The 18,122-nt window shown below is 34.7% G+C and carries 15 protein-coding genes; all 15 read left to right on the top strand.

Annotated elements, in window-relative coordinates:
- Window positions 1-12 precede the first annotated feature (12 nt).
- Window positions 13-711 (top strand): 30S ribosomal protein S2, encoded by a 699-nt coding sequence (rpsB, locus tag V7056_RS03895; protein ID WP_056470859.1) that lies wholly within the window; start codon window positions 13-15, stop codon window positions 709-711.
- A 125-nt stretch (window positions 712-836) separates the two neighbouring features.
- Window positions 837-1,721: a translation elongation factor Ts gene (tsf, locus tag V7056_RS03890; RefSeq protein WP_499699463.1), complete on the top strand. Its 885-nt coding sequence runs from the start codon at window positions 837-839 to the stop codon at window positions 1,719-1,721.
- A gap of 92 nt (window positions 1,722-1,813) precedes the next feature.
- Window positions 1,814-2,536, top strand: a complete 723-nt coding sequence (pyrH, locus tag V7056_RS03885) for a UMP kinase (RefSeq protein ID WP_087998518.1) — start codon at window positions 1,814-1,816, stop codon at window positions 2,534-2,536.
- A 3-nt stretch (window positions 2,537-2,539) separates the two neighbouring features.
- Window positions 2,540-3,097, top strand: coding sequence for a ribosome recycling factor (gene frr / locus V7056_RS03880; RefSeq protein WP_499699461.1), 558 nt, complete (start codon window positions 2,540-2,542; stop codon window positions 3,095-3,097).
- 193 nt (window positions 3,098-3,290) lie between these two features.
- Window positions 3,291-4,070, top strand: a complete 780-nt coding sequence (gene uppS / locus V7056_RS03875; protein WP_499699459.1) for an undecaprenyl pyrophosphate synthase — start codon at window positions 3,291-3,293, stop codon at window positions 4,068-4,070.
- Window positions 4,071-4,087: 17 nt separating this feature from the next.
- The gene (locus tag V7056_RS03870; RefSeq protein WP_499699457.1) at window positions 4,088-4,876 is read left to right on the top strand and encodes a phosphatidate cytidylyltransferase; all 789 of its coding nucleotides are present in this window, start codon (window positions 4,088-4,090) and stop codon (window positions 4,874-4,876) included.
- Window positions 4,877-4,909: 33 nt separating this feature from the next.
- Complete coding sequence (dxr, locus tag V7056_RS03865) at window positions 4,910-6,061, top strand: 1-deoxy-D-xylulose-5-phosphate reductoisomerase (protein WP_499699456.1); 1,152 nt, start codon at window positions 4,910-4,912, stop codon at window positions 6,059-6,061.
- Between the two features lie 13 nt (window positions 6,062-6,074).
- Window positions 6,075-7,331: an RIP metalloprotease RseP gene (rseP, locus tag V7056_RS03860; protein WP_430509373.1), complete on the top strand. Its 1,257-nt coding sequence runs from the start codon at window positions 6,075-6,077 to the stop codon at window positions 7,329-7,331.
- Between the two features lie 23 nt (window positions 7,332-7,354).
- On the top strand, window positions 7,355-9,052 hold the full coding sequence (locus V7056_RS03855; RefSeq protein ID WP_499699455.1) for a proline--tRNA ligase: 1,698 nt from the start codon (window positions 7,355-7,357) through the stop codon (window positions 9,050-9,052).
- A 117-nt stretch (window positions 9,053-9,169) separates the two neighbouring features.
- Window positions 9,170-13,477 carry a PolC-type DNA polymerase III gene (locus V7056_RS03850; protein ID WP_499699454.1) on the top strand — a complete coding sequence of 1,436 codons (4,308 nt, stop codon included), beginning with the start codon at window positions 9,170-9,172 and terminating at the stop codon, window positions 13,475-13,477.
- A 242-nt stretch (window positions 13,478-13,719) separates the two neighbouring features.
- On the top strand, window positions 13,720-14,193 hold the full coding sequence (gene rimP, locus V7056_RS03845; RefSeq protein WP_499699452.1) for a ribosome maturation factor RimP: 474 nt from the start codon (window positions 13,720-13,722) through the stop codon (window positions 14,191-14,193).
- Between the two features lie 16 nt (window positions 14,194-14,209).
- Window positions 14,210-15,331: a transcription termination factor NusA gene (gene nusA, locus V7056_RS03840; protein ID WP_499699450.1), complete on the top strand. Its 1,122-nt coding sequence runs from the start codon at window positions 14,210-14,212 to the stop codon at window positions 15,329-15,331.
- 8 nt (window positions 15,332-15,339) lie between these two features.
- Window positions 15,340-15,609 (top strand): RNase P modulator RnpM, encoded by a 270-nt coding sequence (gene rnpM, locus V7056_RS03835; protein ID WP_464958704.1) that lies wholly within the window; start codon window positions 15,340-15,342, stop codon window positions 15,607-15,609.
- Complete coding sequence (locus tag V7056_RS03830; RefSeq protein WP_499699448.1) at window positions 15,606-15,905, top strand: YlxQ family RNA-binding protein; 300 nt, start codon at window positions 15,606-15,608, stop codon at window positions 15,903-15,905. The genes rnpM and V7056_RS03830 overlap by 4 nt, the downstream gene beginning before the upstream one ends.
- A gap of 23 nt (window positions 15,906-15,928) precedes the next feature.
- On the top strand, window positions 15,929-18,103 hold the full coding sequence (gene infB / locus V7056_RS03825; protein ID WP_499699446.1) for a translation initiation factor IF-2: 2,175 nt from the start codon (window positions 15,929-15,931) through the stop codon (window positions 18,101-18,103).
- The last annotated feature ends 19 nt before the right edge of the window (window positions 18,104-18,122 follow it).

The following is an 18,122-nucleotide window of genomic DNA, read 5'->3' as shown; positions in this document are numbered from 1 at the left end:
GGAGGAAATAAAATGTCAGTAATTTCTATGAAACAATTATTAGAAGCTGGTGTTCACTTCGGTCACCAAACACGCCGTTGGAACCCAAAAATGAAACGTTACATCTTCACAGAGCGTAACGGTATCTACATCATCGACCTACAAAAAACAGTTAAAAAGGTTGAAGAATGTTACAACGTAATGAAAGGGATCGCTGCTGAAGGCGGAAACATCCTTTTCGTAGGTACAAAAAAACAAGCTCAAGAAGCTATTAAAGATGAGGCAATCCGTTCTGGAATGTACTTCATCAACCAACGTTGGTTAGGTGGAACTTTAACAAACTTCCAAACAATCCAAAAACGTGTTAAACGTTTAAAAGATATCGAAAGAATGCAAGAAGACGGCACTTTCGAAGTATTACCTAAAAAAGAAGTTATCCAACTTAAAAAAGAATTAGAACGTCTTGAGAAGTTCTTAGGCGGAATCAAAGACATGAAGCAACTTCCAGATGCATTATTCGTTGTTGATCCTCGTAAAGAGCGTATCGCAGTTGCTGAAGCACGTAAGTTAAACATTCCAATCATCGGTATTGTTGATACTAACTGTGATCCAGATGAAATCGATCACGTTATCCCAGCAAACGACGATGCTATTAGAGCTGTAAAACTTCTTACATCAAAAATGGCAGATGCGATTCTTGAAGCGAAACAAGGCGAAGAAACAACTGCTTAATGAAATTAAAGGTGATAAGAGGGTTTAGCCTTTTATCACCTTTTTTTAAGGTTTAATTCTTAAAAAGAATGTTTACCTTTTTAAAATATTGAATAAAATAAGCTTACATATAGGAGATGAACAATATGGCAATCACTGCACAAATGGTAAAAGAATTACGTGAAAAAACTGGCGCTGGTATGATGGATTGTAAAAAAGCATTAACTGAAACAGACGGAAATATGGATCAAGCGATTGACTACCTTCGTGAAAAAGGTATCGCAAAAGCTGCTAAGAAAAACGATCGTATCGCTGCTGAAGGTTTAACTTTCGTAGAAGTATCTGGAAATGATGCTGTTCTTTTAGAAGTAAACTCTGAAACAGATTTCGTTGCTAAAAACGAAGGTTTCAAAGAATTAGGTGCTGCATTAGCTAAACAAATCGTAACAAACAAACCTGCAACTGTTGAAGAAGCTTTAGCTCAAACAATGGCTGATGGTGAAACAGTAGAAACTTTCATCAACCACTCAATCGCTAAAATCGGAGAAAAAATCTCATTACGTCGTTTTGCATTAGTTTCAAAAACTGATGCAGATGCATTTGGTGCTTACTTACACAGTGGCGGACGTATTGGTGTTCTTACATTAGTTGAAGGAACTACTAAGGAAGATGTAGCAAAAGACGTTTCAATGCACGTTGCTGCGATCAACCCTAAATACATCTCTCGTGATGCTGTATCTCAAGAAGAAGTTGAGCATGAGCGCAATATCTTAACTCAACAAGCATTAAACGAAGGAAAACCTGAAAATATTGTTGCTAAAATGGTTGAAGGCCGTATTGGTAAATATTTTGAAGAGATCTGCTTATTAGATCAATCATTCGTTAAAAACCCAGACGTAAAAGTTGGCCAATTCGTTAAAGCTGCTGGCGGAACTGTTAAATCATTTGTTCGCTTTGAAGTTGGAGAAGGCTTAGAAAAACGTGAAGATAACTTTGCTGAAGAAGTAATGAATCAAGTAAAAGGTAACTAATAAGTTACTTTGAATGAAAATAGGGGACACTTAGTGTTCCCTATTTTTTAAAGCAAGAGAATACATAGGTATGTACGTAAATGGAGGGAATTATGAGTAGAGCAAAGTATAATCGCGTTGTATTAAAACTTAGTGGTGAAGCATTAGCTGGTGGACAAGGATTTGGTATAAATCCTGCAGTAATTAAATCGATTGCAGAACAAGTAAAAGAAATAGCTGAACTTGATGTAGAAGTAGCAGTTGTAGTTGGTGCAGGAAATATTTGGCGTGGTAAAACAGGCAGTGAGATGGGAATGGACAGAGCGACAGCAGATTATATGGGTATGTTAGGTACTGTAATGAACTCATTAGCACTTCAAGATAGCCTTGAAACATTAGGTGTACAGTCTCGTGTACAATCATCAATTGAAATGCGTCAAGTTGCAGAACCATATATCCGTCGTAAAGCAATTCGTCATTTAGAAAAGAAACGTGTTGTGATTTTCGCTGCTGGTACAGGAAATCCATACTTCTCTACTGATACAACAGCTGCATTACGTGCTGCTGAAATCGAAGCAGACGTTATTTTAATGGCTAAAAATAATGTAGATGGTGTATATACTGCTGATCCTTCAATTGATAAAACTGCAGTTAAATACGAAACACTTACATACTTAGATGTATTAAAAGAAGGTTTAGGCGTAATGGACTCAACAGCTTCTTCATTATGCATGGACAATGATATTCCACTAATTGTCTTCTCAATTATGGAAGAAGGTAATATTAAACGTGCCGTACTAGGCGAAAATATTGGAACAATTGTAAAGGGGAAATAACTCATGTCAAATCAAATCATTTCTTTAGCAAAAGAAAAAATGACAAAAGCAGTTGCTGCGTTTTCAAGAGAATTAGCTACAGTTCGCGCAGGACGTGCAAATCCAGCTATATTAGATCGTGTAACAGTTGAATATTATGGTGCACCGACACCACTTAACCAAATGGCTAACATTTCAGTACCAGAGGCTAGATTATTATTAATTACGCCTTACGATAAAACAGTAATCAATGATATGGATAAAGCAATCCAAAAAGCTGATTTAGGATTAAATCCATCAAATGATGGTACAGTGATTCGTATTACTTTCCCACCATTAACTGAAGAACGTCGTCGTGATTTAGTTAAGGTAGTAAAAAAATCAGCAGAAGATGCAAAAGTAGCAGTTCGTAACGTTCGTCGTGATGCAAATGATGATCTGAAAAAAGCTGAAAAGAATGGCGATATTACTGAGGATGAATTACGCGGCCTTGTAGAAGACATTCAAAAGCAAACTGATTCTCATATCGAAAAAATTGATGCAATTACGAAAGATAAAGAAAAAGAGATTATGGAAGTTTAATACTTCTGTATTGAAGGTATATCATACTTTAGCGCTTAGAATTGTTACAAAAATTTTTGAATATTAGTATTTAAAATTTTCGTTTATATCATATAATTAATTAACTAAGCGCTTTTGAGTAAAAAGACCCTCTGTTTAAGGGGGTTTTTTTACTCAATAATGTAATTTGATGTACTTAAACGGAGGATTAAAAATGTTTAAATTATTTTCTTTCTTGAAAAGAAATAAGCAAGAGATAAATGTCCCTCCAAATTCGCAATTAATTGGGGAAGATGGAGTCATACCGGAGCATGTTGCCATCATCATGGATGGTAATGGAAGATGGGCACAAAAAAGGAATTTACCTAGAATTAAAGGCCATTATGAAGGCATGAAAGTCGTTCGAACGATTGCAAGAACTGCTAGCAAACTAGGTGTAAAAACGCTAACGCTTTATGCATTTTCAACCGAAAATTGGAAAAGACCAAAAACAGAAGTTGAATTTCTAATGAAATTACCACAAGAGTTTTTAGGTACATTTTTACCTGAACTAATTGAAGAGAATGTTCAAGTTAGATTAACAGGGAATAGAGAACAGCTTCCGAGTTACACTTTAGACGCAGTATTAAAGGCTGTAGATGATACGAAGAATAATACTGGAATGATTTTAAATTTTGCTTTGAATTATGGATCAAGAGATGAAATTATTACAGCGGTTAAACAGATTTCTTCAGATGTTTTGGATAATAAAATAAATAAAGAAGAAATTAATGATGAGTTATTCGGAAAGTATTTAATGACGAATGATTTAAAAGATCCGGATTTATTAATTCGTACAAGTGGTGAATTAAGAATCAGTAACTTTATGTTATGGCAAATTGCTTATTCGGAATTATACTTTACGAATGTATTATGGCCAGATTTTACAGAAGAAAGCCTTATTGATGCGATAAAGGAATATCAAAATAGAGCACGAAGATATGGTGGTATTTAAGAAAGCGGTGAACGAAATTGAAGCAGCGAATACTTACAGGAGTTATAGCTGGAGCACTTTTTTTAGGATTAGTAATATTTGGTGATTGGCCTTTTGGACTACTAGTATTTGCACTAGGTACAATTGGATACTTTGAACTGATAAGAATGAAAAAGTTAAATCTATTTAGTGCACAATCTGTACTTGGGTTACTTTTAACATGGGTAGCAATTACACCAAAACAAGTGTCAGATTCGATTTTACCGGTTCAAATAGGGAAAACCGAAGTGGCAATTGTACTAATCCTATTACTTTTATCATATACGGTGATTACAAAGAATACATTTACTTTTGAAGATGCTTCTTTCATCGTCCTAAGTAGTTTTTACGTAGGGTTTGGATTTCACTTTATGTATGAATTAAGAAACATGGGAATTGAAGACTTCTTTTTCCCATTATTTGTAATCTGGGCAACAGACTCAGGTGCATATTTTATTGGGAAATCAATGGGGAAATCAAAGTTATGGCCAGATATTAGTCCAAACAAAACAATTGAAGGATCTATCGGCGGGATATTATGTGCCGTTGTAGTTGCGATAATTTTGTCGAATGTGTTAACTTTAGATTATTCAATACTATATTTAATTTTAGTATCAATTTTAGTGTCAATTTTTGGACAATTAGGTGACCTTGTTCAATCTGCATATAAAAGATATTACGGGGTAAAAGATTCAGGGAAACTACTTCCTGGCCACGGTGGAATTTTAGATAGATTCGACAGTATTATCTTTACATTACCAATTGTCTATTTACTATTTGTAATATAGCATTAGTTTTTTGTGTATAAGGAGACATACCATATGAAAAAAATCAGCTTACTTGGAGCCACTGGTTCGATCGGCATACAAACTCTTGATATTATTCGAAACCAATCAGATGATTTTGATTTAGTAGCATGTTCAGCTGGCAAAAATATCGAAGAATTATACAAAATTATTTTAGAATTCGAACCAAAACTAGTTTCAGTTGCAGGTAAAGAAGAAGCTGACAAGTTAATGAATTTAAACATTCCTGCTCATACAAAAGTTCTTTATGGTGAAGAAGGATTGATTGAGGTTGCAGTTCACCACGAAAGTTCTATTTTAGTGAACGCTGTAGTTGGAAGTGTAGGATTAGTTCCTACTATGAAGGCAATCCAAAACAGAAAAACAATTGCTTTGGCAAATAAAGAAACATTAGTTACTGCAGGACATCTTGTTATGGCAGAAGCAGAAAAGTACGGTGTCTCTATATTACCAGTAGATAGTGAGCACTCAGCAATTTTTCAATGTTTAAATGGAGAAAATCCAAAAGAAATACATAAGTTAATCATCACTGCTTCAGGCGGTAGTTTTCGAGATCAAACAAGAGAACAATTAGAAAATGTAACTGTTGAAGATGCCTTAAACCATCCAAATTGGTCGATGGGTGCAAAAATTACGATTGATTCTGCAACTATGATGAACAAAGGATTAGAAGTAATTGAAGCACATTGGTTATTTAATATGCCTTATGAAAAAATTGAAGTGATCCAACATCGAGAGAGTGTTATTCACTCAATGGTAGAGTTTGATGATGGTAGTGTTATGGCACAGTTAGGAACTCCTGATATGAGGGTACCAATTGCATATGCATTGAATTATCCATCTAGAAAACCGGTTCACCAACACAAACCACTTGATTTGATTCAGTTTGGAAAGCTTCACTTTCAAGAAATGGATTTTAACAGATTTAAATGTTTAGCATACTCATATCATGCAGGAAAAGTAGGTGGAAGTCTTCCTACAGTACTGAATGCTGCGAATGAAGAAGCAGTAAGTGCTTTCCTACAGAAAAAAATATCATTCTTACAGATTGAAAATTTAATTGAAAATGCTCTGGAAAAACACGAGTGTATTAGCAAACCTTCGTTAGAAGAAATTCGTATAATAGATGAGCAAACTAGACAATTCGTTTCATCACAAATAAAGTAAGGGTGGTCATATCATGAATACAGTAATTGCGTTTATTGTGATCTTTGGTGTACTAGTATTCTTTCACGAATTAGGTCATTTATATTTTGCAAAACGAGCAGGGATATTATGTAGAGAATTTGCAATTGGATTTGGTCCAAAGGTCTTTTCATTTTATCGCAATGAAACAACTTATACGATCAGACTACTTCCACTAGGCGGTTATGTAAGATATGCAGGGGAAGACCCTGAAATGGTACAAGTAAAACCTGGGTCTCATATCGGTTTACAATATAATGATCATGGTGAAGTTTCTAAAATTGTCGTAGATCAATTTGATCGTTTTGCTGACCTTCGTTTTATTGAAGTAGATTCAATAGATTTAGAGCACAAATTAGAAATTATCGGTATTGAAGAAGGAAACGAAGAGCTTTCAACAATACGCGTGAATGAAAAAGCTTTTATTTATAGCGAAGGACAAGGTCATCAAATTGCACCTTATAATCGACAATTTAATAGTAAATCAGTTGGGAAAAGAGCAATTGCGATTTTTGCTGGACCGATGATGAACTTTATTTTAGCTCTATTTATATTTATCCTATTAGGATTGCTTCAAGGTACACCAATTGATGACGCAAAAATTGGTGAATTACTACCAAAAGGTGCGGCTTCAACAGCTGGCTTAAAATCAGGAGATACAGTTTTATCAATTGATAATAAAGAAGTAAGTAAATGGGCTGAAGTGGTTAAGATTGTAAGAGAAAGTCCTGAAAAAGAATTATTATTTGAAGTAAAACGAAACGATGAAGTCATTTCAATTCCAGTTACACCAAAAGCAGAAAAAATAGATAACAAAGTAAATGGTTTAATCGGTGTATATGCACCAGTTGAAAAGAATGTATTATCATCTATTAAATATGGTGTAACAGAAACAATTGGATGGACGAAGGAAATCGTTTTTGCTGTAGGTCAATTAGTGACTGGTAAATTCTCGATTGATAGTCTTTCTGGTCCAGTTGGTATTTATCAAGTTACAGATCAAGCGGCACAATCTGGCATTTTCTACTTGATGAAATGGGCGGCATTCTTAAGCATTAACTTAGGGATTATGAATTTACTACCTTTACCAGCTCTTGATGGTGGAAGATTAACATTTTTCGCGATCGAAGCATTACGAGGTAGACCAATTGATCGTCAAAAAGAAGGCGTCGTTCATTTTATTGGTTTTGCTTTATTAATGTTATTAATGATTATTGTTACATGGAATGATATAAAAAGATTATTTATGTAGAAAGAAATTTGAGGTGAATTTTTTTGAAACAAAGTATAGTGTTTAGCCCAACTCTTAGAGAAGTACCATCAGATGCAGATATTAAGAGTCATCAACTTTTACTAAGAGCGGGATTTATTAGACAAAACGCTTCAGGTATTTATAGCTTTCTTCCTTTAGGGAATAAAGTTCTTCAAAAAGTAGCAAATATTGTGCGTGAAGAAATGAATAACGCAGGTGCAATGGAAATGTTAATGCCTGCTTTACAAGCTCAAGAATTATGGGAAGAATCGGGAAGATGGGATAATTTCGGACCTGAACTGATGCGTTTACGTGATCGTCATGGACGTGGGTTTGCATTAGGGGCAACACATGAAGAAGTTGTTACTTCAGTTGTACGTGATGAGTTAAAATCATATAAAAAGTTACCGATTACACTATACCAAATTCAATCTAAATTCCGTGATGAAAAGCGCCCTCGCTTTGGTTTATTACGTGGACGTGAATTTCTGATGAAGGATGCATATTCATTCCATGCATCACAAGAAAGTTTGGATGAAGTTTATGATCGTTTATTTACTGCATATAGCAATGTATTTAGACGTTGTGGATTAAATTTCAGAGCAGTTGTTGCCGATTCTGGTGCAATGGGTGGAAAAGATACACATGAATTTATGGTATTATCTGAAATCGGTGAGGATACAATTGCATTCTCAACGGAATCAGATTATGCTGCAAATATTGAAATGGCACCAGTTGTGACAGTTTATGAACAAACTGATGAAAAAATGGACGAGGTACAAAAAGTATCTACGCCAAATCAAAAAACAATTGATGAAGTAATTGATTATTTAAACTTACCAATTGAAAAAAGCATTAAATCAATCATCTTTAAAGCAGATGAAGAATTCGTTCTTGTTCTTGCTAGAGGTGATCATGAAATCAATGATATTAAATTAAAAAATTACTTAGGTGCACATTCTGTTGAATTAGCTACTAAGGAAGAAGTAAAAGAATTAATGAATTGTGAAGTCGGTTCTTTAGGTCCAATTGGTGTAAAACCAGATTTAATAATATTAGCTGATAATGCAGTACAAGGGATTGTCAATGGTTGCTGTGGCGCAAATGAAGAAGGATACCACTATATTAATGTCACTGTAAATCGCGATTATACTGTAAAAGAGTTTGTTGATTTACGCTTTATCCAAGAGGGTGACCCATCACCAGACGGAAATGGTGTCATTCAATTTGCAAAAGGTATTGAGGTTGGACATGTTTTCAAACTTGGTACGAAATATTCGGAATCGATGAATGCAACTTTCTTAGATGAAAATGGTAAATCAAATCCGATCATTATGGGTTGCTATGGTATTGGCGTATCACGTACATTAGCTGCGATTGTAGAACAATATAACGATGAAAAAGGAATTGTCTGGCCAAAAAATCTAGCTCCATTTGATGTACATGTTATCACTGTTAATACAAAAAATGATGAGCAAGTACAATTAGCAGAAGACATTTACAAAATGCTAAAAGAAAATGGTCAAGATGTTCTAGTTGATGATCGAAATGAACGTGTAGGTGTTAAATTCGCTGACGCTGATTTATTTGGTATTCCTGTTCGAATTGTAGTAGGAAAACGTGCGCCAGAAGGAATTGTTGAATTAAAAACACGAGACGGACAAGTTAGTCAAGAAGTAGAAATTTCTAACCTTATGAATGAATTAAATATGTTAAAATAGAATAGCTATGTTCATACGCTAATAAGGCGTTAAAACAAAACAAATAAAGTACCTCTATTTTAGAGGTACTTTCTGTTATGTAAGAAACTAATGTAATTTTCGAAGGTTGGTGAAAAAATGGGACAAACTCGACACGAACGTTTTCAGCTATTATTAGATCAGCTCCAATTTCCGCAAGAATTTCGTGAAACGTATTTTAACAACGGGGAAATCGTAAATCTTGAAGTTAATAAAAGCGAAAGAAAATGGCAGTTTACATTTAAAATTGAAAATGTTTTACCTTTTGCTACGTTCCAAGTATTCGTTACGAATTTATTAAGAACATTTAAACATATAGCAGATATCTCTGTCGTTATAAAAACTGATAATACTATTGTTGAGGAACAGAAAGTAATCGATTATTGGTCTTATATGATTCAATCGGTTGAATCAAAATCACCGATCCTCCATCATATTGAAAATGCAATCCCTACGGTTGAAAAAAATAAAGTTTGCATTAATTTAAATAGTGTTATTGAAGAAAATGCATTTACAAATAGATATGCACCACAGCTGCAAGAACTTTATCAAAATGTCGGCTTTCCAAAGTTGTTTTTTGAAAATAAGATAAACGATAATATTGAAGAAAAAAATGAATTCCTTGAGAAAAAAGCAGAGGAAGATCGAAAACGAGCAATGGAAGTACTCGTTGAATTAGATAAACGTGAAGCTGAGGAAGCTGATGGGGAAGGGCCACAAGGACCATTAGTTGTCGGTTACTATATTAAAGAAAACGAGATTAATACAATTTCATCTATAATAGAAGAAGAAAAACGTGTAATCATACAGGGCTATGTATTTGATTCTGATGTACGTGAATTAAAAAGTGGCCGTGTATTAATCACATTTAAAATAACTGATTATACAAGCTCAATACTTGTTAAGATGTTCTCACGAGATAAAGAAGACATACCGATGCTTAATAAAATTAAAAAAGGTATGTGGCTAAAAGTTAGAGGGTCTGTCCAAAATGATACATTTGTTCGTGATTTAGTCATGATTGCGAATGATATCAATGAAATAACACCTGATGAGCGTAAAGACGAAGCTCCAGAAGGAGAACGAAGAATTGAATTACACGCTCATACTCATATGAGTCAAATGGATTCAGTTGTTTCTGCGGCTGATTTAGTTAAACAAGCTAGTAAATTTGGCCACGAAGCAATTGCGATTACTGATCACGCTGTTGTTCAATCTTTTCCTGAAGCATTTGGAGCAGGGAAAAAGCACGGAGTCAAAATTTTATATGGTGTAGAAATCAATTTAGTGAATGATGGTGTCCCAACAGCCTATAATCCTTCTCATGTTTCATTAGATGATGCAACTTATGTTGTATTTGACGTTGAAACAACAGGTCTTTCTGCTGTATATGACACGATTATTGAATTAGCAGCTGTAAAAATTCATAATGGTGAAATAATAGACCGATTTGAACGATTTGCAAACCCGCATCATCCTCTTTCTGCAACAACGATTGAATTAACAGGTATAACGGATGAAATGGTGAAAGATGCACCTAATGTTGATGTAGTTTTACGCGAATTCAAGGAATGGATGGAAGATTGTATATTGGTTGCACATAATGCATCCTTTGATATGGGCTTTATTCAAATGGGATTCAAAAAATACGAAATTGGCATGACTGAAAATGGTGTAATCGATACACTAGAACTTGCGCGAAATTTATATCCTGATTTTAAAAATTTCCGTTTGAATACACTTTGTAAAAAATTCGATATTAATTTAACACAACATCACCGTGCAATTTATGATGCAGAAGCAACAGGATTTTTAATGATTAAAATGTTAAAAGACGCAGCCGAGCAAGGTATGAATTACCATGATGAATTAAATAACAATATGGGTAAAGGTGATGCATATAAACGTGCTCGACCATCACATGCAACATTGTTAGCTACTAATGAAGTTGGACTTAAAAACTTATTTAAACTTGTTTCTTACTCTCATATTCATTATCATCATCGCGTAGCGAGGGTTCCAAAATCTTTATTAGTTAAACATCGAGAAGGTTTATTAGTAGGGTCGGCTTGTGATAAAGGTGAAGTATTTGAAGCAAGTGTGCAAAAGTCACCTGAAGAAGCAGAAAAATTAATGGAATTCTATGATTATATAGAAGTTATGCCACCGGAGGTCTTATTACACTTAGTTGAGTTAGAAATTGTTCGAAATGAACAGCACTTAAGAGAAGTCATTACGAAATTAGTGAAAATGGCCGAAAAAACGGAAAAGATTGTCGTAGGTACAGGGAATGTTCATTACCTACAAAAAGAAGATCAAATTTACCGTAAAATTCTAATCGGATCGCAAGGCGGAGCGAATCCTTTAAACAGACATCGTTTACCAGATGTTCATTTTAGAACGACGGATGAAATGTTAAAGTCTTTTGCATTCTTAGGGGATGAAAAAGCAAAAGAAATAGTAGTAACAAATACTAAGAAGATATCTAGTTTAATAGAAGATATCAAACCAATTAAAGACGATCTTTATACTCCTAAAATTGAAGGAGCGGAAGATGAAGTCCGTAATATGAGTTACAGTATGGCTCGTTCAATCTATGGCGAAGATTTACCTGAAATTGTAGAAGCTAGGCTTGAAAAAGAATTAAAAAGTATTATAGGACATGGTTTTGCAGTAATTTATTTAATCTCTCATAAGCTTGTAAAAAAATCATTAGATGATGGATATCTAGTAGGGTCACGTGGTTCTGTAGGTTCATCACTGGTCGCAACAATGACAGAAATTACTGAAGTAAATCCTTTGCCACCACATTATGTATGTCCGAATTGTAAACACTCGGAATTTTTCAATGATGGTTCTGTCGGTTCAGGTTTTGATTTACCAAATCAAGATTGTCCAGAATGTGGAACTGCATATAAGAAGGATGGTCATGATATACCGTTCGAAACATTCCTTGGATTTAAAGGTGATAAAGTACCCGATATTGATTTGAACTTCAGTGGTGAATATCAACCAACGGCTCATAACTATACAAAAGTACTATTCGGTGAGGACTACGTATATAGAGCAGGTACAATCGGAACTGTTGCAGATAAAACTGCCTATGGATATGTAAGGGGCTATGCGAATGATCACAACTTAATGTTAAGAGGTGCTGAGTTTGATCGTTTAGCAATGGGATGTACTGGTGTAAAAAGAACATCAGGACAGCATCCAGGAGGAATTATCGTTGTTCCAGATTATATGGATATTTATGATTTTTCACCAATCCAATTTCCTGCTGATGATGTAAAATCTGAATGGAAAACAACACATTTTGATTTCCATTCCATTCATGATAACTTATTAAAGCTTGATATACTTGGACACGATGATCCAACTGTAATCCGTATGCTTCAAGACTTAAGTGGAATTGATCCAAAAACAATCCCAACGGATGATCCGGAAGTAATGAAAATCTTTGCAGGTCCAGAACCACTTGGTGTAACTGAGGCTCAAATTGGATGTAAAACCGGTACGTACGGAATACCGGAGTTTGGTACAAAATTCGTACGACAAATGTTAGAAGAAACAAAACCGTCAACATTTTCTGAGCTAGTTCAAATATCTGGACTATCACATGGTACTGACGTTTGGCTTGGAAATGCATCTGAATTAATTAATAGCGGCACTTGTACACTATCAGAAGTAATTGGTTGTCGTGATGATATAATGGTTTATTTAATTTATCAAGGTCTGGAACCATCACTAGCATTTAAAATAATGGAATCCGTTCGTAAAGGTAAAGGTGTACCACCAGAGTGGGAAGAAGAAATGAGAAATAATAAAGTTCCTGCATGGTATATTGATTCATGTAAAAAAATCAAATACATGTTCCCTAAAGCCCACGCTGCTGCCTATGTATTAATGGCTGTTCGTATTGCTTATTTCAAAGTTCATCACCCAATCCTATATTATGCTGCTTATTTTACAGTTCGAGCTGAAGATTTTGACATTGAAGCAATGGTTGCTGGACCTAGTACGATTAAAGTGAAAATAGATGAAATCGCCATTAAAGGTTTAGATGCTTCAGTTAAAGAAAGAAGTTTAATGACTGTTCTTGAATTAGCATTGGAAATGTGTGAGCGAGGGTATTCTTTTGAACGAATGGATTTATATAAATCAAGTGCAGATGAATTTTTAGTAAATGGAAATAAATTAATCCCTCCATTTAATGCAATTCCTGGTTTAGGAACAAATGCCGCAAAAAATATTGTTTCAGCCAGAGAAAATGGCGAATTTTTATCGAAGGAAGACTTACAACAAAGAAGTAAGATTTCAAAAACAGTTCTTGAATATTTAGATAAACAAGGCTGTTTACAAGATTTACCTGATCAAAATCAACTATCCTTATTCGACGGGTTTTAACAGTTTGCAAAACTTGGGAATTATGGTATAGTTAGTACAGATGTAATTTTAGCGCGGGAATTTCTTTAAGAGCAGGGGCAACCTGCTCTTTCTTATTACCCTAAAGACCAGATTCATCTTTTTCGTATGAATTGTTAATGTTTTTACTAACGATTTTTACGTAAATTGGAAATACTAAAGATAATTTCCCTGCTAAATAGCAGGGAATTTTCATCTTGTAATGTTTGGAAGGAGGATTCTTCTTGAGTAAGAAGGTCACAGAGGTTGTTACTGAAATAGCACAACCAATAATTGAACAACTAGGATTAGAATTAGTTGATGTCGAATACGTAAAAGAAGGAAAAGACTGGTTCCTTCGAGTATTTATAGATAATGAGTCTGGAATTGATTTGGAGCAATGCGCTGCGGTGAGTGAAAGACTTAGTGAAATTTTAGATGAAAAGGATCCAATTGAAAATCTATATTTTCTAGATGTATCTTCACCAGGTGCTGAACGTCCATTAAAGAAAGAACAGGATTTTTTAAAGGCAATTGGAAAGCAAGTTAATATCAAGACATACGAACCAATCCAAGATGAGAAAAAATTTGAAGGTAAATTAATTTCTTATACTTCTGAGGAAGTTCAACTTGAATTAACGATTAAAACAAGAAAAAAAATGATAACAATTCCAACGCAAAAAATTGCAAGTGCAAGGCTTGCTGTGACGTTTTTCTAAGTAGGGGGTACTTTTAATGAGTTCGGAGTTAATAACAGCACTGGAAATTATTGAAAAAGAAAAAGGAATAAGTAAAGACGTAGTAATTGAAGCGATTGAAGCAGCTTTAATTTCTGCTTACAAACGAAATTTTAATCAAGCACAAAATGTTCGGGTTGACTTTAACTTACATAATGGATCAATTCGAGTTTTTGCAAGAAAAGAAATAGTTAGTAATGTGTTTGATACACGTTTAGAAATTACTGTTGAAGAAGCTCGTCAACATAATCCTAATTTTATCGTTGGAGATATTATTGAACTAGAAGTAACGCCTAAAGATTTTGGTCGAGTTGCTGCTACAACTGCTAAACAAGTCGTAACACAAAGAGTACGTGAAGCAGAACGTGGCGTTATTTACTCTGAATATATCGATCGTCAAGAAGATATGATGACTGGTACAGTTCAGCGTATCGACTCTCGTGCAATATATGTAAATTTAGGTAAAATTGAAGCAGTACTTCCTGTGACAGAGCAAATACCTACAGAAAAATATAAAATCCATGATAGAATTAAAGTATTTGTTACAAAGGTTGAGAAAACTTCAAAGGGACCTCAAATTTTTGTTTCACGTACTCATCCTGGTCTACTAAAACGCTTATTTGAAACAGAAGTACCAGAAATTTATGATGGTGTTGTAGAAATACGATCTGTTGCACGTGAAGCAGGAGACCGTTCTAAAATCTCTGTATTTACAAGTAATTCAGATTTAGATCCTGTAGGAGCTTGTGTTGGACAAAAAGGTCAACGCGTTCAGTCTATTGTAAACGAATTAAAAGGCGAGAAAATCGACATCGTTCGTTGGTCAAGTGACCCAGTTGAATTCGTTGCAAATGCATTAAGCCCTTCTCAAGTAATTCAAGTTCTTGTAAATGAAGAGGATAAAGCAACAACAGTAGTAGTACCAGATCATCAACTGTCTCTTGCGATTGGAAAAAGAGGCCAAAATGCACGTTTAGCTGCACGTTTAACAGGTTGGAAAATTGATATTAAATCACAATCTGATGCAGATAAACTAGGAATTGATTATCAATCATCAATTCCAGAACATGCTTCAAAAGATGAGTATGATGCTTACGCTGAAGACTTTAATGAGGAGTGAGTCAACTCATGAATCGAAAAATTCCATTACGTAAGTGTGTAGTTACACAAGAAATGAAACCTAAAAAAGAATTAATTCGTGTTGTTCGTTCTAAAGAAGGGGAAGTTTCAATTGACCCGTCAGGTAAAAAATCTGGGCGTGGTGCTTATCTTACAAAGTCAGCAGAAGTTGTAAAACTTGCCCAGCAAAAAAATACATTAGAACAGCAATTAAATGCAAAAATTGATTCAAGTTTATATGAAGAACTTTTAGCTTTTGTTGAAAAGGACAAAGTATGAGTAATAAAGGATTGTCCTTATTAGGACTTGCAGCTAGAGCTCGAAAAGTGGTTTCAGGTGAGGAATTAGTTGTTAAAGAAGTTCAACAAAAAAGAGCCAAACTTGTTATCTTATCAAAAGATGCTTCTGAGTTAACAGCAAAGAAAATCAGAGATAAGACTAATTTTTATAAGACACCACTTGTGTTTGTTGAAAATCGTTATGATTTAGGGCACGCTATTGGGAAAGACGCTCGCGTGGTCGTTGCAATTACTGATTCAGGATTTGCAACAAAACTTCAGACATTATTAAATTAATGGACTAATCTGGGGGTGAACGTATGACGAAAATTAGAATTTATGAGTATGCTAAAAAGCAAAATGTTTCAAGTAAAGAAATTATTGAAAGACTCAAGGATTTAAAAATAGAAGTAAAAAATCATATGGCCACAATTGCTGAGGATATTGTTGAAAAGTTAAATATAAGTTTTCAACCAAAGTCTGTAGAGGTAAATCAACCCCAAAAAGCAGCATCAAAACCTTCTATTAAGGTAATACCTGCGTTAAATTTTGAAACAAGTGATGAACTTGATGTTGAAGTAGACTACCAACTAGAAGACACAAAAGTAAAATCAAAAAAGAACAGTAATAAAAAGAAAAAGACTGATAGCCAAAAGCAAAGCAGTCAAAATGAAGATCGACAAACGAATGGGAATAAGAAAGGCAACCAAAATATGACTCATAAAAACAACTCAACTGAGAACAATTCAAATAAAATCGTTTTCTCAGGTTCTTTAAAAGTATCTGAGCTTGCAAAAAAATTAGGTAAAGAACCATCTGAATTAATTAAAAAATTATTTTTACTTGGAATTATGGCAACAATTAACCAAGACCTTGATAAAGACACGATTGAATTACTAGCTAGTGATTACGGTGTAGAAGTAGAGGAAGAAGTTATTGTTGACGAATCTGATTTCGAAAACTTTATTGAAGAAGATGATGACGCTTCTTTATCGGAACGTCCTCCTGTCGTTACAATTATGGGTCACGTTGACCATGGTAAAACGACATTACTTGACTATATCCGTAAGTCAAAAGTTACTGCTGGTGAGGCAGGTGGTATTACTCAACATATTGGTGCATACCAAGTTGAAATAGAAGGTAAGAAAATTACGTTCTTAGATACACCAGGTCACGCAGCATTTACAACGATGCGTGCTCGTGGAGCTCAAGTAACTGATATCACAATTATTGTAGTTGCTGCTGATGACGGTGTTATGCCACAAACAGTAGAAGCGATCAATCACGCAAAAGCTGCAGAAGTACCAATTATTATTGCAGTTAATAAAATGGATAAAGAAGCAGCAAACCCAGACCGCGTAATGCAAGAACTTACTGAATATGGTTTAGTTTCTGAAGCGTGGGGTGGAGATACAATTTTCGTTCCGATCTCTGCATTAAACGGAGAAGGAGTAGATCAATTATTAGAAATGATCCTTCTAGTTAGTGAAGTAGAAGAATATAAAGCAAACTCTTCACGTAAAGCTGTTGGAACAGTAATAGAAGCCGAGTTAGATAAAGGTAAAGGTTCTGTTGCTACGCTTTTAGTTCAAAACGGTACATTAAAAGTTGGTGACCCAATTGTTGTTGGTACATCATTTGGTCGTGTACGTGCGATGGTAAATGATTTAGGCCGTCGTATTAAAGAAGCTGGTCCATCTATGCCTGTTGAAATTACAGGTTTAAATGAAGTACCTCAAGCAGGAGACCGCTTTATGGTATTTGCTGATGAAAAACGTGCTCGTCAAGTTGGGGAAGCTCGTGCATCTAAAGCAGTACTTGAACAAAGAAGCGAAAGCTCAAAATTATCACTTGAAGATTTATTTGCACAAATTCAAGAAGGTAATGTAAAAGAAATTAACCTAATTGTAAAAGCTGACGTTCAAGGTTCTGTAGAAGCAATGGCTGCATCTCTACAAAAAATTGAAGTTGAAGGCGTTAAAGTTAAAATCATTCACACTGGCGCAGGAGCAATCACTGAATCTGATGTTATTTTAGCATCTGCATCAAATGCTATTATTATTGGATTTAACGTACGTCCAGATGTAAATGCAAAACGTACTGCGGACTTAGAAAATGTAGATATTCGCCTACACCGCATCATTTACAAAGCAATTGAAGAAATTGAAGCTGCAATGAAAGGTATGTTGGACCCTGAGTTTGAAGAGAAAGTAATTGGTCAAGCTGAAGTTCGACAAGTATTCAAAGTATCTAAAGTTGGAACAATTGCTGGTTGTTACGTAATCGATGGTAAAATTACTCGTGATAGCGGAGTACGCCTAATCCGTAACGGTATTGTTGTATTTGAAGGTCAATTAGACACGCTTAAACGTTTCAAAGATGACGTGAAAGAAGTTGCTACGAACTACGAATGTGGTATCACAATCGAAAAATACAATGACATTAAAGAAGGCGACATCATCGAAGCTTATGTAATGGAAGAAATTAAACGATAAAAAGAAAAGCGGAGGCGAC

The sequence above is a fragment of the Bacillus sp. JJ664 genome, from assembly GCF_036962205.1.
Lineage (GTDB): Bacteria > Bacillota > Bacilli > Bacillales > Bacillaceae_G > Gottfriedia.
The sequence above is the reverse complement of the archived record's forward strand: the minus strand, read 5'-3'. Positions and strand labels throughout refer to the sequence as shown.